The organism is Acinetobacter sp. 1294243, from assembly GCF_000588015.1.
Taxonomy (GTDB): Bacteria; Pseudomonadota; Gammaproteobacteria; order Pseudomonadales; family Moraxellaceae; genus Acinetobacter; species Acinetobacter pittii.
On the sequence record NZ_JFXG01000002.1, the window covers coordinates 325,557 to 350,524 of the forward strand.

The 24,968-nt window shown below is 38.6% G+C and carries 18 protein-coding genes and 1 pseudogene; 12 read left to right on the plus strand and 7 right to left on the minus strand.

What is annotated here, in order from left to right; all coding sequences use genetic code 11:
- From J655_RS09220 to rpsB, 5 genes are all read right to left on the minus strand, one after another.
- The gene (locus tag J655_RS09220; RefSeq protein WP_032005283.1) at positions 1-717 is read right to left on the minus strand and encodes an AzlC family ABC transporter permease; all 717 of its coding nucleotides are present in this window, start codon (positions 715-717) and stop codon (positions 1-3) included.
- 88 nt (positions 718-805) lie between these two features.
- The gene (locus J655_RS09225) at positions 806-1,630 is read right to left on the minus strand and encodes a helix-turn-helix transcriptional regulator (protein WP_032052290.1); all 825 of its coding nucleotides are present in this window, start codon (positions 1,628-1,630) and stop codon (positions 806-808) included.
- A 105-nt stretch (positions 1,631-1,735) separates the two neighbouring features.
- Positions 1,736-2,221 carry a DUF3465 domain-containing protein gene (locus J655_RS09230; RefSeq protein ID WP_032005281.1) on the minus strand — a complete coding sequence of 162 codons (486 nt, stop codon included), beginning with the start codon at positions 2,219-2,221 and terminating at the stop codon, positions 1,736-1,738.
- Positions 2,222-2,286: 65 nt separating this feature from the next.
- The gene (gene tsf / locus J655_RS09235; RefSeq protein ID WP_002118238.1) at positions 2,287-3,162 is read right to left on the minus strand and encodes a translation elongation factor Ts; all 876 of its coding nucleotides are present in this window, start codon (positions 3,160-3,162) and stop codon (positions 2,287-2,289) included.
- 137 nt (positions 3,163-3,299) lie between these two features.
- A complete protein-coding gene (gene rpsB, locus J655_RS09240; RefSeq protein WP_002118204.1) occupies positions 3,300-4,052 on the minus strand; it encodes a 30S ribosomal protein S2 in 753 nt (250 codons plus the stop codon).
- Positions 4,053-4,262: 210 nt separating this feature from the next.
- Between rpsB and map the strand changes: the two genes are divergently transcribed.
- The 4 genes and pseudogenes from map (at position 4,263) to J655_RS09260 (ending at position 9,548) form a co-directional block, all read left to right on the plus strand.
- Entirely contained in the window at positions 4,263-5,090 is an 828-nt protein-coding gene (gene map, locus J655_RS09245; RefSeq protein WP_002118165.1) for a type I methionyl aminopeptidase, read from the plus strand.
- 204 nt (positions 5,091-5,294) lie between these two features.
- A pseudogene (locus J655_RS09250) lies at positions 5,295-6,412 on the plus strand (OmpW/AlkL family protein).
- 404 nt (positions 6,413-6,816) lie between these two features.
- Entirely contained in the window at positions 6,817-8,163 is a 1,347-nt protein-coding gene (locus J655_RS09255; RefSeq protein ID WP_017480732.1) for an MFS transporter, read from the plus strand.
- A gap of 170 nt (positions 8,164-8,333) precedes the next feature.
- Positions 8,334-9,548, plus strand: a complete 1,215-nt coding sequence (locus J655_RS09260; protein WP_032042287.1) for an MFS transporter — start codon at positions 8,334-8,336, stop codon at positions 9,546-9,548.
- A 243-nt stretch (positions 9,549-9,791) separates the two neighbouring features.
- Here J655_RS09260 and sthA read toward each other — a convergent pair whose 3' ends face one another.
- Entirely contained in the window at positions 9,792-11,204 is a 1,413-nt protein-coding gene (gene sthA, locus J655_RS09270) for a Si-specific NAD(P)(+) transhydrogenase (RefSeq protein ID WP_002118117.1), read from the minus strand.
- A gap of 196 nt (positions 11,205-11,400) precedes the next feature.
- On the opposite strand from sthA, the gene lipA reads away from it, so the two are divergent.
- The 3 genes from lipA to J655_RS09285 all read left to right on the plus strand — a co-directional run bounded on the left by lipA (position 11,401) and on the right by J655_RS09285 (position 15,646).
- On the plus strand, positions 11,401-12,414 hold the full coding sequence (gene lipA / locus J655_RS09275; RefSeq protein WP_002118167.1) for a lipoyl synthase: 1,014 nt from the start codon (positions 11,401-11,403) through the stop codon (positions 12,412-12,414).
- 279 nt (positions 12,415-12,693) lie between these two features.
- Entirely contained in the window at positions 12,694-15,156 is a 2,463-nt protein-coding gene (locus tag J655_RS09280) for an acyl-CoA dehydrogenase (RefSeq protein WP_032052291.1), read from the plus strand.
- Between the two features lie 106 nt (positions 15,157-15,262).
- Positions 15,263-15,646 (plus strand): carboxymuconolactone decarboxylase family protein, encoded by a 384-nt coding sequence (locus tag J655_RS09285; RefSeq protein WP_032005273.1) that lies wholly within the window; start codon positions 15,263-15,265, stop codon positions 15,644-15,646.
- Positions 15,647-15,683: 37 nt separating this feature from the next.
- Here J655_RS09285 and J655_RS09290 read toward each other — a convergent pair whose 3' ends face one another.
- Positions 15,684-16,220, minus strand: coding sequence for a cysteine peptidase family C39 domain-containing protein (locus J655_RS09290; protein ID WP_032052292.1), 537 nt, complete (start codon positions 16,218-16,220; stop codon positions 15,684-15,686).
- A gap of 221 nt (positions 16,221-16,441) precedes the next feature.
- On the opposite strand from J655_RS09290, the gene ahcY reads away from it, so the two are divergent.
- The 5 genes from ahcY to J655_RS09315 all read left to right on the plus strand — a co-directional run bounded on the left by ahcY (position 16,442) and on the right by J655_RS09315 (position 24,966).
- Positions 16,442-17,824, plus strand: a complete 1,383-nt coding sequence (gene ahcY / locus J655_RS09295) for an adenosylhomocysteinase (protein ID WP_032035703.1) — start codon at positions 16,442-16,444, stop codon at positions 17,822-17,824.
- Positions 17,825-17,894: 70 nt separating this feature from the next.
- Positions 17,895-18,731: a methylenetetrahydrofolate reductase [NAD(P)H] gene (metF, locus tag J655_RS09300; RefSeq protein ID WP_017386552.1), complete on the plus strand. Its 837-nt coding sequence runs from the start codon at positions 17,895-17,897 to the stop codon at positions 18,729-18,731.
- An 18-nt stretch (positions 18,732-18,749) separates the two neighbouring features.
- Positions 18,750-19,472, plus strand: coding sequence for a 16S rRNA (uracil(1498)-N(3))-methyltransferase (locus tag J655_RS09305; protein WP_032052293.1), 723 nt, complete (start codon positions 18,750-18,752; stop codon positions 19,470-19,472).
- Positions 19,473-19,606: 134 nt separating this feature from the next.
- Entirely contained in the window at positions 19,607-22,459 is a 2,853-nt protein-coding gene (locus tag J655_RS09310) for a putative bifunctional diguanylate cyclase/phosphodiesterase (protein WP_017480722.1), read from the plus strand.
- A gap of 236 nt (positions 22,460-22,695) precedes the next feature.
- Positions 22,696-24,966 carry an NADP-dependent malic enzyme gene (locus J655_RS09315; RefSeq protein WP_002118176.1) on the plus strand — a complete coding sequence of 757 codons (2,271 nt, stop codon included), beginning with the start codon at positions 22,696-22,698 and terminating at the stop codon, positions 24,964-24,966.
- The last annotated feature ends 2 nt before the right edge of the window (positions 24,967-24,968 follow it).

The following is a 24,968-nucleotide window of genomic DNA, read 5'->3' on the forward strand; positions in this document are numbered from 1 at the left end:
TTATTGCTCCTTACCTATTTTTTCAGTTAAAACAGCAATTAACATTCCCATTAATCCTGAAAGTAAAATCGCACCCTCAATTTGATAAAATTTAAATAAAAACCCACTTAAACAAGTTGTTAGCACACCAACTATGACTGGAAATCCTTTACATAACGGCACAATCATGGCAATAAAAATAGCAACAATCGAAAAATCCAAATGGTAATTTAAAAGATCAGGTATCACTGTCGCCAGCAGTATTCCCACCAAACTAAAAGCAACCCAAAATAAATAAAAACATAAACCGGCTCCCAACAGATATTCCGAACTTCTTTTTTCAAATGGAGCACTCACCGCAAACAATTCATCTGTTAATAAAAAGCCTAAACTCAATCGTTTAGGTAAAGACAAAATAGAAATGTCATTTCTTAAAGTTAATGCATAAATAAAATGCTGAGCCGTTAAAAAGAAAATAGTCAAATAAATTGTAAAAACAGAAGCACCTTCCATAGCCATGCTTAAACTAACCAACTGAGCAGCTCCAGCAAAGACGAGTCCAGACATTGCTAATGCTTTATAGAAAGATAATCCTGCATGAATTGCCATAGATCCCGCTAAGATTGCCCACGGAATAACAGAAATTGATAAGGGCAAAATATCCATTACACCACGTAAAAATAAATAGGATGGCTTATTTTTTGAAAACCCAACCGGCTGATTAAGCTGAATATTCATATATAAAATCCAATATAAGAAACATCTCTATACCATGCTTGATGAGTGCCGACTTATATTGGATAAAATTGCTTTAAAACTAATTTATTTATATGTTCAAACTTGCTACATATTGAGTGGGTGTGACGCCCATTGCTTTTTTAAAGTGACGGTTAAAATGGCTTTGGTCAGAAAAACCACATTGTTGTGCCACCATGGCAATTTGGTCCCCCTGTTTTAATAACTGTCTTGCTTTTTGTAAACGTGCTTGTACAAGCCAAGCGTGAGGTGGCAGACCTACATATTTTTTAAATTGCCTTAAGAAATGCCAAGCGCTCAAGCCGACCATGTCAGCCAAATCTTGTAAAGAAAAGTTTGTTTCAGGCATTTCTACGAGTAATTCTTTAACTCTTAATATTTTTGAATATGCTTCTGGTAACTCACAAAAAGTATGATTTGATTTACCATGTCTCTTCATAAGACAAGCTAACGTTGTTAAATACATCGTTTCTTTGAGTAGAAAATTATCTTTTTGTTCTAATAAATCAAAAAGTAAGCAAAGCTGTTGAGCCAAACCTAGGTCGCGAATCACAGCTTGAGGAAACCATGGTGCTCCATGTGGGTTTTCAAAAAAATCTTGACTAACTTCTGCTAACATTTCAGGTGTTGGATAGATCGCTCGATAACGCCCCCCTGACTCAACAGCCGATGAACCAGTATGAATTTCGTCAGCGTTTACTAAAATAATGTCGCCTTTAGGAGCTACATGCAGCTGTCCCGTCCTAAAAAAAGACTGTGCTCCCTCTTCAATCACACCAATACAGTACCCTTCATGAGTATGCTTTGAAAATTGTGTTTGGTGATAATGTGCTTTTAATAACTCTAAACCGCCCAACTCTCGCACATGCAGATAATCGGCTTGCTCCCGCTGCATAAATACGTCTCATCTATTCAATAAAAAAACCATAGCATGTTTTAATAAACTGAATAGAACAAAATTGCTCTATGAAAATAATCTGATTAAACGTTCACGTGAGCTTTATTGATAGATCTGTCCGTCATGTTTAAGCCATCCACCTTCATGACGACCTTGTGGATCGTGATGAGTCCAATGTAGTACACCACCTTTTGGGTTGTACTCATATTCGCCATAAAACTCAACGATGTCACCTTTATTTAGATTAGAAATTTTAGGTGCCAAATCGATATTATGTGCAACCAAAATTGAAAGACCATTTTTTAATACTAGAATGAATTTCTGGTGTCTTGACCCATCATTATCATCTCTTAAAATTGTTTTGACTCGACCTCTTCCCTGCACTTGAACATTACTTTGTCTCTGCTCATAAGCAGCTTTTACAGTGTCCACCCCATTATTTAAAAATGTAGTTTCATTACGCTGAGCTGCGGGTATAGTTGATGAGGGTGATTGACTTTGCTTATGCCCAGATAAATCTAGACCAAAATACGCAGCAATCAATAAAATAATCACACCAGCAATACTGAGATTTTTTTTATTTGTCATTGTATACCCTTATTTTAACTGAGATAAAAAAAGCCCCAATGGGGCTTTTTTTATTGTGATACGAATTACTTCGCAGCAGCTTGAGCAGCAGCAACTTCTTCAGCGAAGCTAAGTTCTGCTTTCTTCTCAATACCTTCACCAACTTCGAAACGTACGAATTCAGCAACAGTAGTACCAGTTGCTTTTAATACATCAGCAACTTTCTTGTCGTTGTCGATTACATACATTTGACGATCAAGAGCAACTTCGTTCAAGTATTTATCAACTGAACCAGTTACCATTTTCTCAACGATGTTAGCTGGCTTACCAGATTCTAACGCTTTCGCTTCAGCAATTTCTTTTTCTTTAGCGATAAGGTCAGCAGGAACAGCTTCAGCATTTACAGCTACTGGGTTGAATGCAGCAACGTGCATTGCAATACCTTTACCAGTATCAGCATCACCAGTATAAGAAACTACAACACCGATTTTTAAACCGTGTTTGTAGATAGCCAAGTTTTCGCCTTCAACGATTTTCGCACGACGAACTTGGATGTTTTCACCGATTTTTTGAACAAGTGCAATACGAGCTTCTTCAACTGATTGACCGTCTGCTAATTTTAATTCAGCGATTTTAGCAGCATCAGTTTCACCAGCAGCTAAAGCGGCAGTAGCAACAGCTTTTGAGAAGTTAGAGAAGTTTTCGTCTTTAGCAACGAAGTCAGTTTGACAGTTAACTTCAACTAAAATTGCTTTGTTGCCTTCTTGAACGATTGTGATTGCACCGTCAGCAGCAATGTTACCAGCTTTTTTAGCAGCTTTAGCTTGACCAGATTTACGAAGGTTATCAATAGCAAGCTCGATGTCACCGTTCGCTTCTGTTAATGCTTTTTTGCATTCCATCATTGCAAGACCAGTACGGTCACGTAATTCTTTTACCATGCTTGCAGTAATTGCAGTCATGTTGATCTCCTAAAATCGGTAGAAAATAAATCTTTTCAACAAAAACGGCCCAAAGAAACTCTGGGCCGTTTGCACTCTCGACGCTTAATTTGCCACCATTACATGTCGCAAAAATGACAAGCCTGCGTCAAAACGCATTAAGCCTCAGAAGCGTCTTTCGCAGCGTCATCGCCTTTTGCTTGAGCGTTCGCTTGAGATTGAGCGTATTCTTTACCAGCAAGAATTGCGTCAGCCATAGCTGAAGCATATAGAGTTACTGCACGGATCGCATCGTCGTTACCAGGAATAACGTAATCAACGTTGTCTGGGTTAGAGTTTGTATCAACGATACCGATAACAGGAATACCTAAGTTCTTCGCTTCTTTGATTGCAATCGCTTCGTGATCAACGTCGATTACAAATAATGCGTCAGGTAAACCACCCATGTTTTTAACGCCGCCTAAAGAGCGCTCAAGTTTTTCCATCTCACGAGCACGTTCTAAAGCTTCACGTTTAGTAAGCTTAGCAAAAGTACCATCTTGAGATTGAGTTTGAAGATCTTTTAAACGGTTGATAGATTGGCGAAGTGTTTTCCAGTTCGTCAACATACCACCTAACCAACGGTGATCTACATATGGTTGACCAGCGCGTTGAGCTTGTTCACGGATGATGTTAGAAGCAGCACGTTTTGTACCAACGAACAAAACTTTGTTCTTTTTGCTTGCTAATTGGTTAGCGAAGTTCAAAGCATCATTTAACGCAGGAACAGTGTGCTCAAGGTTGATGATGTGAATTTTGTTGCGCGCGCCAAAAATGTATTGACGCATTTTTGGGTTCCAGAAACGAGTTTGGTGACCAAAGTGCGCACCTGCTTGAAGAAGGTCGCGCATGCTTACGTTGTAATCTGCCATTTTCTTTACCTTAAAAGTTGGGTTAGGCCTCCATATATCCGCATTCTCCACCTTTTTACGGGCACCCAGAGTAATGTGACGATATATGTGCGGATTTTTTACTCCATCTATCAAAATTGTTCGTAAAAGATATTCACGAAAAGCATTTGATAAAATGGGCGGCTATTTATACCATAGACACTTGTAAATTACCAAAAGTTTTTAGAGATCATGAACAGTACTTATACAGCTCCACGTCGATTAATCAAAACTCCAGATGAAATTGAAAAAATGCGCATTGCAGGACGACTGGCGGCTGAAGTTCTAGAGATGATCAAGCCCCATATTAAGGCAGGTGTAAGTACACTTGAACTTGATACCATTTGTCGTAATCACATTGAAAATGTGCAACATGCTATTCCTGCATGTGTAGGCTATGGTGGAGCTCCTGGGCGCCCTGCTTTTCAACACTCTATTTGTACTTCGGTTAACCATGTTGTCTGTCATGGTATTCCCTCTGAAAATAAAATTTTAAAAAATGGTGACATCCTTAATATTGACGTTACTGTCATTAAAGATGGTTATCACGGCGATACCAACATGATGTATGTCGTTGGTGGTGAAACTTCTATTTTAGCCAACCGTCTATGCAAAGTTGCTCAAGAAGCGATGTATCGTGGGATGGCAACTGTTAGAGATGGTTCATATTTAGGTGATATCGGCCACGCAATCCAAAAGTATGTCGAATCAGAACGTTTTAGTGTAGTACGCGAATATTGTGGTCACGGTATTGGAACTGTTTTCCATGATGAACCTCAAGTACTCCATTATGGTCAAGCTGGTACAGGTATGCGTTTAGAAGCAGGTATGACTTTTACGATTGAACCTATGGTAAATGCTGGCGTATGGCAAACTAAATTGTTAGGTGACAAATGGACTGTCGTAACCAAAGACCATAAACTTTCAGCTCAGTATGAACATACTATTTTAGTCACCCAAACAGGCATTGAAGTCTTAACTGCTCGTCCTGAAGAAGACTTATCTCGCTTCAACCAATAATTTAAAAAACTTAAATAAAAGGCTACTTTGTGTAGTCTTTTATTATTTATTATGTACTTTTTATTAATAAATCTTTCTAAATATAAACAAATATTTCAAAAAAATTACAATTATTAATTTTTAATACACAATTATTTCAATAAAACGCGTTATGGTGAGCTCAATAAAAATCAGTAAACAAATGCTCGGACATGGAGTCCTTTTATGATGAAAAAGTCATTATTTTGTATGACAGTTGCCTTTTTTGCTCTGCCAACATTCACTTATGCCGCTTCACCATATTTTAGTTTTAAAGATGGCGATGGCTTCAAACGTTTTTCTGTCTCTGCTGGTTGGCTCCATGCTATGCCTCAAGGCTCAGGAAACCCTGTCAATATCAATACTAGCGTTGCAGAAGGTACAACATCTAAAGTTGGAGATGTATCTACAAAAGCCGTTTTAGATGCAATCGACCAAAGTAAAACTTCAGGAAAATTCTGGTATAGCACTATTAGCCTTCTTGATAAGTTTACAGACACTCTTCCCTCATCACTTGCAGGTACAGCAGAAGTTAATGGTCTTTCTCAATGGCAACAACAAGGTTCTGGCTTAGAAGCTGCTGATGTTGATACTGTTGGTCTTATGTTTAATTACAACTTTACGGACAATTTATCTTTAGAAATTAAAGGTGGTATTCCTCCTAAAGTAGATATTAATGGAAAAGGTAATATTTACGCTCCCCTTTCTGGAAAAGCGACTCCACTAAAAGATGGATCTTCGATTGGAGGAATCATAGGAGATGGAATTTCCAAGGCAGGTGGAGATATTCCTTTAAAACAAGACCTGCATATTACTGATCTTTCTCAGGGGGGGAAGGCTGCGACTGCTCGTGCATGGTTACCAGCCGTTGAACTACATTATCAATTTGGTAAATCAGGGGTAAATAAGTTCCGTCCTTATATCGGGGCTGGCGTGATGTATGCATACTTTAATGATTTAAAAATGAATCCCGGTATTGAGGCCGATTTAATTCAAGCGGGTCACATGATCCAGAATATCCATGATGGTAAAGCAGGTGCAGCATTAGATCGAAAAACATCATCAGCAAACCCTATCGTTAAACTAGAAGCAACCGATACTTTTGCCCCTATTGTGACTTTAGGTGCATCTTATGACTTCAACCCAAACTGGTTGTTGTTGGTTCAGTTTCATATTCCAAAATGAATAATGAAGCAAAAATCTATGTGACTGACCAAAATACAGGTAAAGAGCTAATTAAAGCGAATACCAAAATTGATATTGACCCCCTCATTACATATGTTGGTGTCGGTTACCGCTTCTAATTTTTGTGTCACCCAAAGCTATAAAAACTTATGCATGTTTTTATAGCTTTCTTTTTTTTACATTTTGCTTCTTTTTAAATCAAAATGCTAAAAAAATGAGCACTTTTATAAAGCCGATAGAAAAAATTTACCGTATTCCTCTCTTATGAGCATTTACTGATTTATTTCTATTTTTTAATTAATTTTATTTTTAATAAACTAACCCAATAGAATTAGAAAGTAATTTTTCCTTTTTAGTAAAAATAATTTTTTGGCACGACCCTTGCTTTATTTACAGCATGATGAGTCAACGATGATTCAATGAATAAACCAAGACGGCCAACGATGTCCGCTCTGATCGGTCTGCAGATAGGCAATAAATTGCCATGCAAATTAAAATTTCGTTCAGTTCAGAGGGACGGCGTATGTCTTCAAATATCAATCTAGATGCAAAAAAAGCAACTGAAATAAAATTATTTAGCTTTTCTACTCCTGCAATGCGCGCTTTCCACATGACTTGGCTCGCATTCTTTGTGTGCTTCTTCGCATGGTTTGCTTGCGCACCACTCATGCCGGTTATTAAAGGTGAGTTCGGCTTAACCAAAGATCAAATTGCCAATATCAATATTGCCGCCGTTGCAATTACGATTTTAGTAAGACTCGTTGTCGGTCCGCTTTGTGATAAATATGGCCCGAGGATTACCTATACAGCCCTTCTCTTGCTTGGCAGTATTCCTGTATTTGGCGTTGCTGCTGCTAACAGTTATGAGTCTTTTTTATTCTTCCGCTTACTGATTGGTGCAATTGGCGCAAGCTTTGTTATTACGCAATATCATACAAGCGTTATGTTTGCACCTAATGTTGTAGGTACAGCAAATGCGGCAGCAGCTGGTTGGGGTAATGCTGGTGGCGGTGCAACCCAAGCTCTAATGCCTTTATTACTTAGTGCAATTGTCATGTTCGGTGTCGAACAAACTATGGGTTGGCGTGTTGCATTAATCGTACCAGGCGTAATGATGGTCATTGTTGGTATTCTTTATTGGAAACTCACCCAAGACTGTCCTCAAGGAAACTTCAAAGAAGTCCGCGCACAAGGTATTGAAGTTGGCAGTGGTAAAAAAGGTGGCATGGCAATTTTGATGCAAGCTGCTCGTAACTACCGTGTCTGGATTTTATTTGTGGCTTACGGTGCATGTTTCGGTATTGAAATTTTTATCCATAACGTTGCAGCAATGTACTATGTTGATCACTTCAAAATGGATTTAAAAACTGCTGGTTTAACCGCGGGGATATTTGGTCTTCTTGCACTCTTTGCTCGTGCACTTGGCGGTATTATTTCCGATAAAGTCGCACTCAAAAAAGGTTTAGATGGCCGTACTAAAGTACTAGTACTCATGATTTTAGGTGAAGGTTTATTCTTAATTCTTTTCTCTCAAATGAATGTGATAGCTCTTGCAATTATTTCTATGACGATTTTTGCCCTGTTTACTCACATGGCTTGTGGCGCGACATATGCTCTTGTACCATTTATTGATCGTAATGCATTAGGTGGTGTTGCAGGCATTATTGGTGCAGGTGGTAATGTTGGTGCAGTTGCAGCTGGTTTCTTATTAAAAGGTGTACTCGATATTCAAACTTGTCTATTTATTTTAGGTGGGTTGGTTATAATCGCTGGCTGTAGCGTAATTCTAATTCGCTTCACGACTGAACATAAAGAAAAAGAACAAGTACTTTTTGAACAAGCATTACTTGAACGTAATTCCGCAGCATAATTTCTACAAGAAGCAGAGATCAAAATGGTGTCTGCTTCTTTAATTTCCTTCTCATAAAATACGATCCTTAAGAACTTTTTAATTCTTCTTAAATATTCCCTCTAACTATATCGATATTTTTCGATATATCTTCTACAATAAATCATCATTATTATAATTTTCCATTAATCATGACTAAAACTGGCAACCAATTTTCTCAGTCCCTCATCTATATGCTGATTGGCAGTGCAATTATTTTGGCCCTTTCATTAGGTGTCCGTCATGGTTTCGGTCTCTACCTTGTACCCATGAGCCATGAATTTGGCTGGGGACAGCATGTTTTTAGTCTTGCGATAGCCATGCAGAACCTGATCTGGGGAGCTGTTCAGCCTTTTACCGGTGCAATTGCAGATAAATATGGCAGTAAAGTTGTAGTTGCTGTTGGTGGCTTACTTTATACCCTAGGCCTACTTTTAATGGCTTTTAGTTCAAGTGTACTCATTTTGAATTTAAGCTTAGGTCTTATTATTGGTTTAGCTTTATCAGCAACCTCTTTTACGGTTTTACTGAGTGCAGTAGGCCGAGCTGCCCCTCCAGAAAAAAGAAGTATGGCAATGGGTATTGCCAGTGCAGCAGGCTCTTTTGGTCAGTTTATTATGCTACCTTCCACCCTTCTCTTGCTTAAAACGGTAGGATGGTCGTCAGCTTTAATGGTGAGTGCGCTGTTAATTGCGTTTATCATTCCCCTAGCATGGATGCTAAAAGGACCAAGCAATCAAACGCTAAAAGCAATTGTTCAACCTCAACTCACATTTAAACAAGTACTGAATATTGCTAGAAAACATAAGCCGTTCTGGTGGTTAGCTTTAGGCTTTTTAGTGTGTGGATTTCAGGTGGTCTTTTTAGGTGTTCATCTGCCGGGCTATTTAATCGATCACGGCTTTGATGCAGCTACAGGCACTGTGTTTCTGGCACTAGTTGGACTATTTAATATTGTGGGGACTTATGGTGCTGGTTGGTTAGGAGATCGTTTCTCAAAACCTAAATTATTGATGGCACTTTACGGTAGCCGTGGCATCGCAATCATCGCCTTTTTATTATTACCTCTAAGCACTTATACGGTATATGCTTTTGGCGTCATTATGGGACTTTTATGGCTCTCTACAGTTCCACTTACCAACGGCATTGTAGCGAATATGTTCGGTGTTAAATACCTTTCAATGTTAAGTGGTATTGTGTTTTTCACCCATCAAGTCGGTTCTTTCTTTGGCGGTTGGCTTGGCGGTGTTAACCATGACTTAACAGGTAATTACAATGCGATTTGGCTATGTTCAATAGCTTTGAGTATATTAGGGGTAATCGTACATTTCTTTGTAAATGAGGAGGCTGTTATTCATGACGCATAATGCCTTACTTTTGAAAACAATTATGACTTTGCTCGTGATTACTCTGCTGGCATGTTCAATCATTTTATGGAAACAAACTCCTGATTTATTTGTATATTTCAATCAAGCATTTTGTGCCCACTAGAGATATAGACAGCCAGACGCATACTGCAAATTGTCATAAAAATATAAAAAACCTATGGTCTAATGAAAATAAAAAAGCCCGCAAGTTTGCGGGCTTTTTTATGGAAAACTTATTTAAAATCAAAACAAACGATTCATACCATTAAGCGCAGCTACACGATATGCTTCTGCCATTGTTGGATAGTTAAACGTTGTTTCAACAAAATATTTCAGAGTATTGTTTGGGCTGTGCATAACTGCTTGCCCAATGTGGATAATTTCGGCAGCGTTATTACCAAAACAATGAATACCTAAAATTTCCATAGTGTCGCGGTGGAAAAGAATTTTTAACTCACCCACTGTATCACCAGTAATTTGCGCACGAGCCAAATGACGGAAAGAAGCTTGACCTACTTCATACGGAATTTTCTCTTCCGTTAGTTCCTGTTCATTTTTACCAATTGATGAGATTTCTGGAATGGTATAGATACCTGTTGGGATATCACGTACTGGCTTCGCATCTTCACCACTCATGTTTGCGCCAGCACAGCGCCCTTGGTCATAAGCAGCAGAAGCAAGTGATGGCCAACCAATCACGTCACCAGCAGCATAAATATTTTCAACTTCAGTTTGGTATTGATCATTTACTGAAAGTTGACCACGGTTATTTGGTACTAACCCAACATTCTCAAGACCTAAGCCTTCTGTGTTACCTGAACGGCCGTTACACCAAAGAATCGCATCGGCTTTAATCTTTTTACCACTTTGTAAATGCAGTACAACATGGTCATCAAACGTTTCAAGATGATCCATTTGCTCATTGTGACGAATCAATACACCTTGTTCACGTAAGTGATAAGACAAAGCATCAGCAATTTCATCATCTAGATAACTTAATAATTTTTGCTGAGTATTAATCAAGTCAACTTTATGATCTAGACCAATAAAGATTGAGGCATATTCACAGCCAATAACACCTGCGCCGTAAATAATGATTTTTTGAATTGAATAATCAAGATCAAGGATTTTGTCCGAATCGAATACGCGAGGATGATCAAAGTCTAAACCTTGCGGATGATAAGGACGACTACCTGTAGCAATCACAATTTGCTTACAGATAATTGTTTCTTTAATGCCTTCATGGCTAAAAACTAAAACTGTATTTTTATCTTGAATATATGCACGGCCGTGGAATACACCGATTTTATTGCGATCGTAAAAACGTGTATGCGTATCAACCTGTTGTTGAATTACTTTGTGTGCATTACGCAAAACCTGTTTCATGGTGAACTGTTTCCATTCACCTACTTTTTGAAACATTGGATCGCGCTGATAGCGGATAATACTAGAAACTGTTTGACGTAATGCTTTACTTGGAATGGTACCAACGTGTGCACAGTTACCACCCAGTTGATCACGCACATCTACAATTGCAACACGCTTACCCGCTTTTGCAAGCTTCATTGCCGCGCCTTCACCTGCAGGTCCAGAACCGAGAACTACCGCATCGTATTTAACGAAATTCCCACTAACGACCTCTTTTTTACGTGGCATTGAAAGCTCCTTCCTCACTTGAATGACCATATTTTATAATAAATTATGGCTAATATGCGGTGAATTTATGTATTTCTCAACCCTATATTTCTGAATAACCACATTTATTATATGAATAGTTATTTTCCGCTATTAACTGCAGAAGTTCGCTATAATACAATGTCAATGTCTCTATAAACGAGTGGAAAAGTTAAATATGTCAGAACACCGTAAACCTGAACAGGGTGTAAAACTTCGTGGCGCAGAAAAAGTCGCAAGAATTCCTGTAAAAGTTGTACCTACGGTTGAAGTGCCGCGTAAACCTGACTGGATTCGTGTCAAGATGACGGCACCAGAAGAAGTTCAGCGTATTAAAACCACTTTACGTGCTCAAAAACTCCATACCGTTTGTGAAGAAGCTGCTTGTCCAAACCTACCAGAATGTTTTGGTGGTGGTACAGCAACATTCATGATCATGGGTGATATTTGTACACGTCGTTGCCCTTTCTGTGATGTAGCACATGGTCGTCCAAATGCACTCGATGCAGATGAACCTCGTCACATGGCAGAGACAATTGCTAATCTTAAGCTCAAATATGCGGTAATTACTTCGGTTGACCGTGATGACTTACTTGACGGCGGTGCACAACACTTTGTGGACTGTATTAAAGAAGCTCGTGCACTAAGCCCAAATACATTGCTTGAGATTTTAGTACCAGATTTCCGTGGACGTATGGACATTGCTTTACGCATTATGACTGAATGTCCGCCAGACGTATTTAACCACAACATTGAGACTGTGCCACGTCTATATAAAGCAATGCGTCCAGGTTCAGACTATCAACATTCTTTAAACTTATTAAAAATGTTTAAAGAATATTGTCCTGACATCCCAACAAAATGCGGTTTGATGGTGGGTATCGGTGAAACTGAAGAAGAAGTTATTGCATTGCTTGATGACTTGCGTGCTCATGATGTTGACTATGTGACTATTGGTCAATACTTACAACCTTCTAAACAACACGCGCCAATTGACCGCTTTGTAACGCCAGAAGAGTTCGAACGTTATGCAGAGCATGGCCGTAAACTTGGTTTTAGAAATATTTGGTCTGCACCAATGGTTCGTTCAAGTTACTTTGCTGATCGTCAATACCACGGTGAACCAGTACCGGAAGTTCGTCGCAAAGTAGATCCAGCTAAAAAAATCGCTGTTCAAGTTGTCGAAGCTTAAAATTTAAATATCTATAAAAGCCCTCTACTTCAGAGGGCTTTTTATTTGTATAAGAAAATCAATAACATTTCTTGACAAATCGATAAAACAACCCATTACACTTTCACTTAAAAATATCTTATACCTAAAAGTACGATATATCCCTGCTCTAGCATATACATCAATTGCGACATAAAAAATTAAATTTAAACAGCATTAAAAATTAGCTAGTTAAGCCTTAAATCTCTCCTCGCTTTTTTGTAACTTCTAACTTGAGGGCTTATCTAGCAAGGAGCAAGTATGATTTTCCTACTCTTTGTTTTAAGCGTTGTCATTCAGCTTTTTGCAATATGGGCAATTTTCTTTTTTAATCTAAACAGAACCATTGGTAGTGTTATTACGATTGCTGTAGCCATACTTACTGCACTCATATTAACGCCATGGGCTCTCCTTTTAGGTATTCCCCTTATTGCCCTTAGTATCATTATTTTATTTGCACCATTACGCTTTAATCTGATTACTCAACCTGCATATAAAACATTAGCAAACTCAATGCCGAGCATCAGTACGACTGAACAAGAGGCTTTAGAGGCAGGTACCAGTTGGGGGGAAAAAGAATTATTTATGGGGGCACCCGATTGGTCACAATTTGAAAAATATCCCTACCCAACCTTGTCAGCAGAAGAACAAAGTTTTATCGACAATGAAGTTGAGCTCCTTTGTAGCATGCTAGATGAATGGGAAATTCATCATCACTTAAAAGATCTACCACCAGAAGTTTGGCAATTTATTAAAGATAAGGGTTTTTTAGGACTCATTATTCCAAAATCCTTTGGCGGCAAAGAATTTAGCTCATTTGCCCAAAGTCGTATTATGAGCAAAATTGCTTCCCGCTCACTCACCACAGCTGTGAGTTGTATGGTTCCAAACTCATTAGGTCCGGGTGAGCTACTCATGCACTACGGTACAGATGCACAAAAACAGCAGTATTTACCGGGCCTTGCTAAAGGTGAAGAGATCCCATGCTTTGGTTTAACCAGTCCAGAAGCAGGTTCAGATGCAGGCGCGATTCCAGATTCGGGTGTTGTTTGCTACGGCGAATATGAAGGTGCTCAAGTTCTTGGGCTAAGAATGAATTTCTCTAAACGCTGGATTACGCTCGCACCAATTGCCACCGTTGTTGGCTTAGCATTTAAACTTTATGACCCAGAAGGCCTACTCGGAGATAAAAACAAAACAGAATACGGTATTACTTGTGCTTTAATTCCTGCAAGTCATACAGGTGTGAAAATTGGAGCACGACATTATCCTGGTTCACCATTTATGAATGGAACAGTAGAAGGAGAAGATATTTTTATTCCTATTGACTGGATTATTGGTGGTCAAGAAAATGCTGGTAAAGGCTGGCGTATGCTCATGGAGTGCTTAGGTGTTGGTCGTGGTATTTCCCTTCCAGCTCTAGCCACAGCCGCAGGTGAAATGAGCTATTTAACCGTTGGTGCTTTTGCAAAAATTCGCCAGCAATTTAATATTTCTGTCGGTAAATTTGAAGGCGTACAAGAAGCAACTAGTGAAATTGCCAGCGATGCCTATATGCTTGAAGCATTCCGTTATTTAGTGACATGTGGCCTAAACCAAGGTGGAACACCTGCTGTGATGACTGCTATGGCAAAATATTATGCAACTGAAACGATGCGTAAAGTTGTCAATCACGGAATGGATATTGCTGGAGGACGTGCTATTCAACTTGGACCACGTAATTTCCTTGCACTTACCTATCAAGCGATTCCGATTGCTATTACAGTAGAAGGCGCAAATATTTTGACCCGTTCATTGATGATTTTTGGTCAGGGCTCAATGCGTTGTCATCCTTATCTATTTGAAGAGTTACAACTCCTTCAATCTGAAGATAAAAATAACTCAGTCAAAAAATTCGATGATTTGTTATTTAAACATTTAGCCTATACCTTTAATCGCGGTGCTAGATCATTTGCCTACGGTTGGACAGGTGGCTCAAGCGATGCGCCTCAGTCAGCAGATCAATTCACTGCAAGTTACTATAAAACGATTAATCGTTTTAGTGCCAACTTCGCACTTGTTTCAGATATGTCACTTGGCTTACTTGCAGGAGATCTAAAACGCAAAGAAATGTTATCAGGCCGCTTGGCAGATATTCACGCGCACCTCTTTATTTCTACTGCGATTTTAAAATTTTATGAAGCTGGACAAAAAACTGAAGCTGAACAACTTCACGCTAAATTAGCGCTACAAAAAGCTTTCTTGAATATTCAGGAAGCATTTTGGGGATTATTTGAAAACTTCCCAGCCAAACTTCCAGCAGCATTTGTAAAATGGATCTGTTTCCCTTTTGGTCGTGTCATTTCAAAACCAGATGATGAATTAAAACAACAAGTCGCTGAACTTATGATGCAAGAGCACCCTTTCAGAGAACAGCTTAAACATCACGTATTTTATTCAACCAAAGCCGATGATGTAACTGGTCGTTTAGAGCATACTTTCCAAATTCTGCGAACGCTTGAACCGCTTTGGGATAAGTTTAAAAAAGCTGAATCTAAAGGCAAATTTACAGGACTGACTTTCGAAGAGAATATTGCACAAGCGATAAAAGAAGGCTTTATTTCTGAAAGCGAAGCTCAACAATTATTGCAATACAACGCAATTCGATTCGATAGCATGCTTACAGATGTGTTTGATGAAGATTTAAATAAAGATCTTCCTTTGTCGAACCCTCATCAAATTTAGTGACTGATGCCTCCACTAATTCACTATTGCAATCATTTTTGATTCGCATTAATTAATAAACAGCTATAAAAGCGTCAATCGACGCTTTTATTTTTAGGAGAAATTAATGTCTAAGCAAGATTACGAAAATGGATTAAAAGTTCGCACAGAAGTGATGGGAGAAGCTTTTGTAAAGCGTGCACAAGAAAATACCGTACCCTTTACCCAGCCTGTGCAAGACTGGATTAACGAGCATGCATGGGGATCGACTTGGCAACGTGAAGGTGTGCTACCTCGTAAATATCGCTCATTAATTACTTTGGCAATGCTCACGGCACTAAAATCACCAACCGAACTCAAAGGCCATGTTCGTGGTGCACTCAACAATGGTTGTACAGTTGAAGAGATTCAAGAAACTCTATTGCACAGCCTGCCATATTGCGGCGCCCCTGCTACACAAGAAGCTTTTCGTGCTGCTTTAGAAATAATTCAAGAATATCAACAAAAATAACTTCAATATGAGCCAGCACTCTACTGGCTCTTTTTATCTAATTCATTTTGGATGAATGCATCTGAAAATTACGATCATCAATCACAATAGCCTGACGGCAAATCCCCTCTACTTGACGCTGCTTTTCAAAAACTGCCGCTGACATCGGATCAAAACTATCAAAAAAGCAGATTTCATTTTGATCTATAGAATAAATGAGCGACTGATTTCCAATACCTTCTAAAGTATCGTAGTAGACAATCACCATTTTTCCGTTTTGAATTGCAGCTTGAATATCTTGATAGCTCAGCGCTGGTCCAGTTGGAATTTTTAATACCTTTGCCTCTTTATAGCTCATACGTTCGCTTTGGCTAATGCTAGGATCCTCATCTGAATGAAATGACACTTCAAATCCTAGTTTCTTTAAAGCAACAGCTAAGGCAATAGTATAGGTGCCTCCTTCATCGTGTCGGCAAACATTAATCAGCTCAACCACATCAATTTGTACTCCATGATGCTGAAGCACCATCCAAACTGCAAAAACGCCACAGTTTGACTCTAGGCTTGCCAATGACTCGGGAATATTTAATGCCATAATTAGAATCTAAAGTGATAATTACGCAGATAATAAACAAAACTGGATTGGCACTAAAAGCTTTTCCAAGTACAATGTTTCGCTAGTCGAGGGATGCTGCGACAATTGATCGGCACTAAAGATCAATTTGCCAGGCTCGACGATCGGTTAAACAGTCGTTTTAACCAACAACGGCATCCGCGAACAGAATGATCAATACTATTTTTTCCTAGGAGATCCTGATGAACGCGGTTAATGCTTCATTTACAGATTACAAAGTTGCTGATATTTCTCTTGCTGACTACGGCCGTAAAGAAATCAAACTTGCTGAAGCAGAAATGCCAGCTTTGATCGGCTTACGTAAACGCTATGCAGCTTCTAAACCACTTGCTGGCGCAAAAATTCTTGGTTGTATTCACATGACCATTCAAACAGCTGTTCTTATTGAAACGCTTGTTGAATTAGGTGCTGAAGTACGCTGGACATCATGTAACATTTTCTCTACTCAAGACCACGCTGCTGCTGCAATTGCTGCTCGCGGTATTCCAGTGTTTGCTTGGAAAGGTGAAACTGAAGAAGAATACGTATGGTGTTTAGAGCAACAGATTAATGTAAATGGCCAACCTTGGGATGCCAACATGATCTTGGACGATGGCGGTGATTTAACTGCTCTTGTTCATGAAAAATACCCTGCTCTTTTAGAACGTATTCACGGTATTACCGAAGAAACTACAACAGGTGTTCAACGTCTTATCGAAATGTGGAAAGACGGTTCTTTGAAAGTTCCTGCAATCAACGTAAATGACTCAGTTACTAAATCTAAAAACGACAACAAATATGGTTGCCGTCACTCATTAAATGACGCAATCAAACGCGCAACTGACATGCTTTTGTCTGGCCGTCGTGCACTTGTAGTGGGTTATGGTGACGTGGGTAAAGGTTCTGCTCAATCTTTACGTCAAGAAGGCATGATCGTTCGTGTCACTGAAGTTGACCCAATTTGTGCAATGCAAGCATGTATGGATGGCTATGAAGTTGTATCTCCATACAAAAACGGCGTACAAACAGGTAAAAAAGAAGATATTAACCAAGATCTTCTTGGCAACACTGACCTCGTTGTAACAACAACTGGTAACTACCACGTGTGCGATGCAGCAATGTTAGACAGCTTAAAAGCTGGTGCAGTTGTATGTAACATCGGTCACTTCGACACAGAAATCGATACAGCTTATTTACGTGGTTACAAGTGGGTTGAAGTTAAGCCACAAGTTCACCAAGTTTATCGTTCAGAAGATGAAAATAACTACCTTATCCTTCTTTCTGAAGGTCGCCTTGTAAACCTAGGTAATGCAACTGGTCACCCATCACGTGTAATGGACGGTTCTTTTGCTAACCAAGTTTTAGGTCAAATTCACTTATTCCAAGAGAAATTTGCTGACCTTCCTGCAAGTGAAAAAGCTGAAAAAATTCGTGTAGAAGTTCTTCCTAAGAAACTTGATGAAGAAGTTGCTGCTGCAATGGTTGCAGGTTTCGGTGGTGTACTTACCCAGTTAACTCAAGAGCAAGCTGATTATTTAGGCGTAGCTGTTGAGGGCCCATTCAAGTCTGACGCTTACAAATACTAAGAACTTAAGGGCAGACGGTGAACCGACTGCCCTTTTTTCTAAAATGTTTCGCTGTTTACAAGGATTTGACATGACTAAACGTACACCTATTTCTTTTGAGTTTTTTCCACCAAAAACTGATGCTGGTGCTGAAAAACTTCGTATTGTTCACCAAGAATTACAACTTCTGAACCCTGAGTTTTTCTCAATTACTTATGGGGCTGGTGGTTCTACTCGCGAACGTACTCTGGCTGCTATTGATGATTTCAATGGTAAAGGTACACCAGTTGCACCTCACCTTTCTTGTATTGGTGATGATAAAGCTCGTATTGCTGAGTTACTGGATTTATATAAAGCTCAAGGTATTAACCGTATTGTTGCTTTACGCGGTGATTTACCTTCTGGTCAGGTTGGACTTGGGGAACTTCCTTACGCACAGGATTTAGTACGTTTTATTCGTGAGCACTCAGGTGACCATTTTCATATTGAAGTTGCAGCTTATCCAGAAATGCATCCTCAAGCTGAAAATCTTGATTCAGATATTCAACGTTTTATTGAAAAAGTACAAGCTGGTGCCAATGCAGGAATTACTCAATTCTTCTTTAATCCAGATTCGTACTTTTATTTTATAGAGCGTTTAGAGCAAGCTGGAATTAACATTCCGGTGGCTCCAGGAATCATGCCTATTACCAATGCAAGCAACTTAATTCGCTTTGCAGACGGTACGGGTGCTGAAATTCCTCGCTGGATCCGTAAGCAATTACAAGCCTATGGTGATGACAGTGAAAGTATCAAAGCTTTCGGTCATGAAGTTGTTGTTAAGTTATGCGAACGCCTTATTGCAGGCGGCGCACCAAGCTTACACTTCTATTCAATGAATCAAGTCGAACCAACTCGTCAACTTGTTGTTGATCTTGGTTTAAATTAATTTTGTAAGGCGTACCCAATGAACCGTTTTTTTATCGAAACTGAACTTACAGTTGGCTCAACAATTCAACTGACAGAATCAGTATTCCATCATTGGGTGCGCGTTTTACGTGCACAACTACAAGAACAAGCGACTCTATTTAATGGACAAGGTGGTGAATATCTCGCGACTTTGTCCGAAATTAATAAAAAAAATGCGTTTGTCACCATTGAGGATTTTAACCCTGCAAACCGTGATGCCCCTTTTAAAGCTGTTTTAGGTCAAGTCATGAGTAAAGGCGATCGAATGGATTATGCCATTCAGAAAGCCACTGAATTAGGTGTAAGCCAGATTCAATTGCTAACAAGTGAGCGTTGTGAAATGCGCTTAAAATACGATCGAGATCAAAAAAAATTAGATCACTGGCAAGCTGTTGCAATTGCAGCATGTGAACAATGTGGCCTCAATTTGGTTCCAGAAGTATTAGCGCCTATTTCTCTTCATGAATGGTTAAGTTCTTCTGAGCTTCCTCAATCTAAATTTGTTTTAGCACCAGAAAAAGAACAAAAAGATGTATTGGCGGGGATACAGCCTGAACTTGCCTTATTGATTGGCCCAGAAGGTGGCCTAAGTGAAAATGAAATTACCCAAGCCAATCAAGCTGGATTCATGAACTGGTGCATTGGTGACCGAGTTTTGCGTACAGAAACTGCCCCTATTGTTGCCTTATCTATTTTAAATTATCGATTTTTATCCACCTAAGTTCTCTGCACATTGATTAAATCATTATTTAAAGTTAACTTACTTTTATTGTATGAATAAAATTTCAAATTCTTTTTCACTGATAAATCAGATTCTTTCTGTATATATGTAAAAAAATAGGATAGAAAAATCTTATGTCTGGGCTTCAGGAAGAATATCTACAGCATCAAACAAAAATTGAACAGCTGAAACTTTCAACTCAATATATCCGCTGGTATTTAATTAGCCTGATATTACTGTGCCTCATTTCATATGGTATTTTTTCTTACTATTTTTCATCTACAATAACAATATTTAGCTGGTCTATTGGCCTTACCGTCGTCGCTCTTGTCTGCTTATTATTTATTCCAAATATTTTAACTCACTATCGCACGATTGATTTTACAAAAAAAGCTGATCGTGCCTTACAAAGTATTTGTTTATTCTCAGGAATTTTAATTGGAATAAATGTCACAATTATTCATTTTTATCTACCTCCTGACTTAATTGCACTACCAGATGCTCATATTTTAATTGCTTTATTTATTACTTCGGCTCATATCATTGGCCTTACTTTTTTAACACAGCAACCCCGATATTTTTATCTCTTATTTATCCCTAGTACCCTCCCTCTACTAATTGCTCAATTCACACATAATCCAATTACTCAGCTACCTTTTTATTTCGCCTATAACCTCACCTTTGTCGCAACTGTGCTTTGTGCATATGCAACTCAACGCAATTACCAAAAGATCTCTCAATTATTATTAAAAAATAAACAGCTTGTTCAAATTTCAGACCAGCATACCCAATGGGCTGAAGAATTATGTGTACAACTCCAACAAGAAGTGAATAAGTCCAAAGATATTGAAGCCCAGCTTCAATTTAATAATCATTTACTTGAGCAAAAAGTACGTGAACGTACCTATGACCTCACCAAAATGAATGAGCAACTCGAAAGCCATCACTATAATTTAGCTTTTGCACATGAAACTGCGGGTATTCGACCTTGGGATTGGGATATTGAAAGTCAAAGATTGGAAATTACATTTTTCGATCAACAAAAACAAACTCAAACCGCCGTTATTCATCTCAATACCATATTAGATCGTATACACCCAAGCGATAAAAAACTTTTTGATGAACGTTTAAAACAACATTTGGAAGGCGTTACAGATCATTTTAATATCACCTTTCGAATTTTACGTCGAGATGGTTCTTGGAGATGGATTCATGATGTAGGCCGTGTCATCACCAGAGATCCAAAGACACAAAAAGCGCTTCGTATGGTGGGAATGACCCGTGATATACATCAAGAGAAAAAGGATCAAGAACATCTAAGGCTATCTGCAATTGTGCTCGAGCAAGCTGCGGAAGGAATATTTATTTTAGATGAGCACCTAAACTATATTGATATTAATCCATACTATGAAAAATTAACTGGATTTTCTAAGTCAGAACTTCTGAATAAAGAACTATTTAGCATTACAATTAATCAAAAAGAATTGCAACAACAGTTTCATGCATCAATAACGCAACAGCTCCTGGAGACAGGAGAATATATGGGTCAGTTTGACGAAAAGTTTAGTTCTGGTAAAAGCGTATATTTATGGTTGCATATCAATGTGGTCAAAGATGAATTCAATCAAATTACCAATTATATTGGATTTGCACGTGACCTCACTGAGCAAAAGCGCCAAGAGCAACATCTATCTTACTTAAAAAACTACGATAGCCTCACCCATCTGCCTAATCGTCTTTACTACTACAATCAATTACATCAATATCTTGTAAACCCTTCATATAACATTAAAAATCTAGCATTAATACGGGTAAATATTGACCGCTTCCGAGCTTTCAATGAATTTTTAAATAATGATAGTGGTGATGAATTACTTAAACAGTTCGCACAAAGATTACGCTTAATCAATATCAATGCAATTTTAGTCGCCTATTTAAATAGTGATGATTTTGCAATCATTTATGAAATTTCGCCAATTCATCCAAATGTTGAGCAATATTGCCAAAACATTTTACAAGCACTCAATGCACCTTTTTACATTGATAATCACGAATATTTTATTACTGCATCTATCGGTGTTGCATGTTTTCCTGAACATGGCAGACAAATTGATCATCTCAACAATCATGCAGAGCAAGCTCTTTCCGAGGCAAAACGTTTAGGTGGTAATACAATTTGCTATTACTGCAATAAAACAAATCACTCATATAAAACTGCCGATTTAGAGCAAGAATTACGTAAAGCCATTCAAAATGATGAATTTGTCATTTATTACCAGCCCAAAATTAATCTACACGATCAATCAATTATTGGTTTTGAAGCACTCATTCGTTGGCAGCATCCTGAAAAAGGATTAATCCTCCCAAATATGTTCATACCATTTGCTGAGCGTAGTAGCCTGATCTCAGATATTGGGAAAGTTGTTTTAGATAAGGTTGGAAAGCAACTCCAAGAGTGGAAAAATGCGGGTTATATCAATATTCAAGTCTCTGTAAATATTGTCGCTCAACAAATACATCGAGGCTTATTACTCAATGACTTAGATGAGGTTTTGCAAAAATATAATATTCAAGGTTCAGATCTCGAACTTGAAATTACAGAGTCAGCCCTTTTAGACAATACTGCCAATGTAAAAACGCTATTACATGCGATAAAACAACGAGATATCTCCATTGCCTTAGATGACTTTGGTACGGGTTATTCATCTTTAGCCTATCTGACAGAGTACCCAATTGACGTATTAAAAATTGATCGTGCTTTCATTTCGAAAATTGGTGATCACAAACAAGAAGCAATTGTAAATGCAATGATCGCGATGGGTAAAAGTATGGGACTTAAACTGGTTGCTGAGGGTGTAGAAACAAAAGAACAAGTCACCTATCTACAAAAACAGCAATGTGATTTTTTACAAGGCTATTTCTTTAGTCGCCCTATTCCTGCCGAGCAGATTATTCCTTATCTACAAACAAATCCGCATATTTCTTAATTGTTCCAATCATCTATTTTACCTATGCTGCTTTTTCCAAAAATGAGCGTTTTTGACTGTGAGAAATAAAGAAGTAGTGTTATATTCTTTAGCATTTAGCTCACCACGGGGCTATTGGCAATTCGTCTACTATTCTCTTAATTGGTAAAAATTAAAGCGTAGTTAAAGAAGTGAGTTGCCTCTCCCTAAATGAGCAATTTGACTAGTTTGCTTTTTTGTATCAAATAGAGACTCAGATGGACGATCAATCTTTAAAACAGGCCGCTTTAAATTACCATGAATATCCAAACCCAGGGAAAATCAGCGTCACCCCAAGTAAGCAACTTGTCAACCAACGAGATTTGGCTCTAGCCTACTCACCAGGAGTTGCTGCGCCATGTTTAGAGATTGAACGTGATCCATCTGCTGCTGCTAAATATACAGCTCGCGGAAACTTGGTTGCCGTAGTCAGTAACGGTACAGCTGTTCTTGGTTTAGGTAATATTGGACCATTAGCGTCTAAACCTGTAATGGAAGGTAAAGGCGTACTCTTCAAAAAGTTTGCTGGTGTTGACGTATTTGACATCGAAATTGCAGAAAACGATCCAGATAAAATTGTAGATATTGTTGCCTCTCTTGAGCCAACTTTCGGTGGTATCAACCTCGAAGATATTAAAGCGCCAGAATGTTTCTATATCGAAAAGAAACTTCGCGAACGCATGAAAATTCCTGTATTCCATGACGATCAACACGGTACAAGTATCATTGTAGGTTCAGCTTTGCTTAACGCATTGCAACTTGTAAATAAGAAAATTGATGAAATCAAAATTGTAGCTTCAGGCGCAGGCGCTGCTGCCCTTTCTTGTTTAGATTTACTTTGTGCTTTAGGCGTAAATAAAGAAAATATTATTGTTGCCGATTCTCGCGGTCTACTCACTACTTCACGTGAAGGCTTGGATGAATCGAAAAAACGTTATGTTCAAGACATTAAAGCAACTCAGTTACATGAAGTAATGGCTGGGGCTGATATGTTCTTGGGTCTTTCTGCTGCTGGTATTCTCACCAAAGAAATGGTGAAACAGATGGCTGAGAACCCTATTATTTTTGCTTTGGCAAACCCAGATCCAGAAATTTTACCTGAACATGCACATGAAGTACGTCCTGATGTAATCATGGCAACTGGTCGTTCTGACTATCCAAACCAAGTAAACAACGCATTATGTTTCCCTTACATTTTCCGTGGTGCGCTTGACGTTGGTGCAACAACGATTAATGAAGACATGAAAATTGCATGTGTACATGCAATTGCACGTATGGCACACGTAGAAGCAGATGCAGCAACTTATGGCGAAAAATCTGCTTCATTTGGCCGTGACTACTTAATTCCACGTCCACTTGATCAACGTTTAATTTTAGAAATTGCCCCTGCTGTTGCTAAAGCTGCAATGGATTCAGGTGTTGCAACTCGTCCGATCGAAGATTTCTCTGCATACCGTCAAAAATTATCTGAGTTCGTTTATAACTCTGCATTCTTGATGAAACCGATTTTTGCTCAAGCAAAAACTGATCCTAAACGCATCGCATATGCTGAAGGTGAAGATGAGCGCGTATTACGTGCAGTGCAAATCGCAGTTGATGAAGATTTAGCTAAACCAATTTTAGTAGGTCGTACTGCTGTAATTGAAGCTAATATCAAAAAATTAGGCTTACGTTTACAACATGGCGTAAACATTGAGATTGTAGATCAAGAACAAAACCCGATGTATGAAGAGTTTTGGAAAGACTACTATCAAACAATGCAACGCAAAGGCATTACTGTTGAATATGCTCAACGTGAAGCTCGTCGCCGTTCAACTTTAATTGCATCTTTACTGGTTAAATTTGGTAAAGCAGACGGTATGTTATGTGGTACTTACAGTAGCTATAACATTCACCTTGATTTTGTACGCAATGTCATCGGTCTAAAAGAAGGTATGAATAACTTCTTCACGCTAAATGCATTAATGCTTGAAGATCGTAACTTGTTTATTGCTGATACATACGTAAATACAAACCCGACTGCTGAACAACTTGCTGAAATGACTATTTTAGCAGCTGAAGAAGTACGTCGTTTTGGTATTACTCCACGTGTAGCCCTACTTTCTCATTCAAGTTTTGGTAGTGACCAGACTGACTCAAGTGCTCAAAAAATGCGTGAAGTTTATCGTATTTTATCTGAGCAAGCTCCTGAGCTTGAAGTTGAGGGTGAAATGCACGGTGATGCAGCATTAGACGAAAACATTCGTCAATTTGCATTCCCTGGCTCACGTTTCAAAGGTTCTGCAAACTTGCTCATTATGCCAAACCTAGATGCAGCAAATATTTCATTTAACTTATTGAAAGCGACTTCTGGTAACAACGTTACTATTGGTCCAATTTTACTTGGTGCAGCAAAACCTGTTCATATTTTGACACCGACAGCAACAACTCGTCGTCTTATCAATATGACTGCTTTAACTGTTGCTGAAATTCAACAACAAGAAAAGTAATT

Coding starts and splice junctions, on each gene's coding strand:
- J655_RS09225 (WP_032052290.1), bottom strand. CDS start 1,630: ATGCAGCGGGAGCAAGCCGATTATCTGCATGTGCGAGAGTTGGGCGGT.
- J655_RS09305 (WP_032052293.1), top strand. CDS start 18,750: ATGAACCGTTTTTTTATCGAAACTGAACTTACAGTTGGCTCAACAATT.
- J655_RS09255 (WP_017480732.1), top strand. CDS start 6,817: ATGTCTTCAAATATCAATCTAGATGCAAAAAAAGCAACTGAAATAAAA.
- J655_RS09290 (WP_032052292.1), bottom strand. CDS start 16,220: ATGGCATTAAATATTCCCGAGTCATTGGCAAGCCTAGAGTCAAACTGT.
- J655_RS09280 (WP_032052291.1), top strand. CDS start 12,694: ATGATTTTCCTACTCTTTGTTTTAAGCGTTGTCATTCAGCTTTTTGCA.
- rpsB (WP_002118204.1), bottom strand. CDS start 4,052: ATGGCAGATTACAACGTAAGCATGCGCGACCTTCTTCAAGCAGGTGCG.
- J655_RS09230 (WP_032005281.1), bottom strand. CDS start 2,221: ATGACAAATAAAAAAAATCTCAGTATTGCTGGTGTGATTATTTTATTG.
- map (WP_002118165.1), top strand. CDS start 4,263: ATGAACAGTACTTATACAGCTCCACGTCGATTAATCAAAACTCCAGAT.
- J655_RS09220 (WP_032005283.1), bottom strand. CDS start 717: ATGAATATTCAGCTTAATCAGCCGGTTGGGTTTTCAAAAAATAAGCCA.
- J655_RS09260 (WP_032042287.1), top strand. CDS start 8,334: ATGACTAAAACTGGCAACCAATTTTCTCAGTCCCTCATCTATATGCTG.
- sthA (WP_002118117.1), bottom strand. CDS start 11,204: ATGCCACGTAAAAAAGAGGTCGTTAGTGGGAATTTCGTTAAATACGAT.
- J655_RS09315 (WP_002118176.1), top strand. CDS start 22,696: ATGGACGATCAATCTTTAAAACAGGCCGCTTTAAATTACCATGAATAT.
- tsf (WP_002118238.1), bottom strand. CDS start 3,162: ATGACTGCAATTACTGCAAGCATGGTAAAAGAATTACGTGACCGTACT.
- metF (WP_017386552.1), top strand. CDS start 17,895: ATGACTAAACGTACACCTATTTCTTTTGAGTTTTTTCCACCAAAAACT.
- J655_RS09285 (WP_032005273.1), top strand. CDS start 15,263: ATGTCTAAGCAAGATTACGAAAATGGATTAAAAGTTCGCACAGAAGTG.
- J655_RS09310 (WP_017480722.1), top strand. CDS start 19,607: ATGTCTGGGCTTCAGGAAGAATATCTACAGCATCAAACAAAAATTGAA.
- ahcY (WP_032035703.1), top strand. CDS start 16,442: ATGAACGCGGTTAATGCTTCATTTACAGATTACAAAGTTGCTGATATT.
- lipA (WP_002118167.1), top strand. CDS start 11,401: ATGTCAGAACACCGTAAACCTGAACAGGGTGTAAAACTTCGTGGCGCA.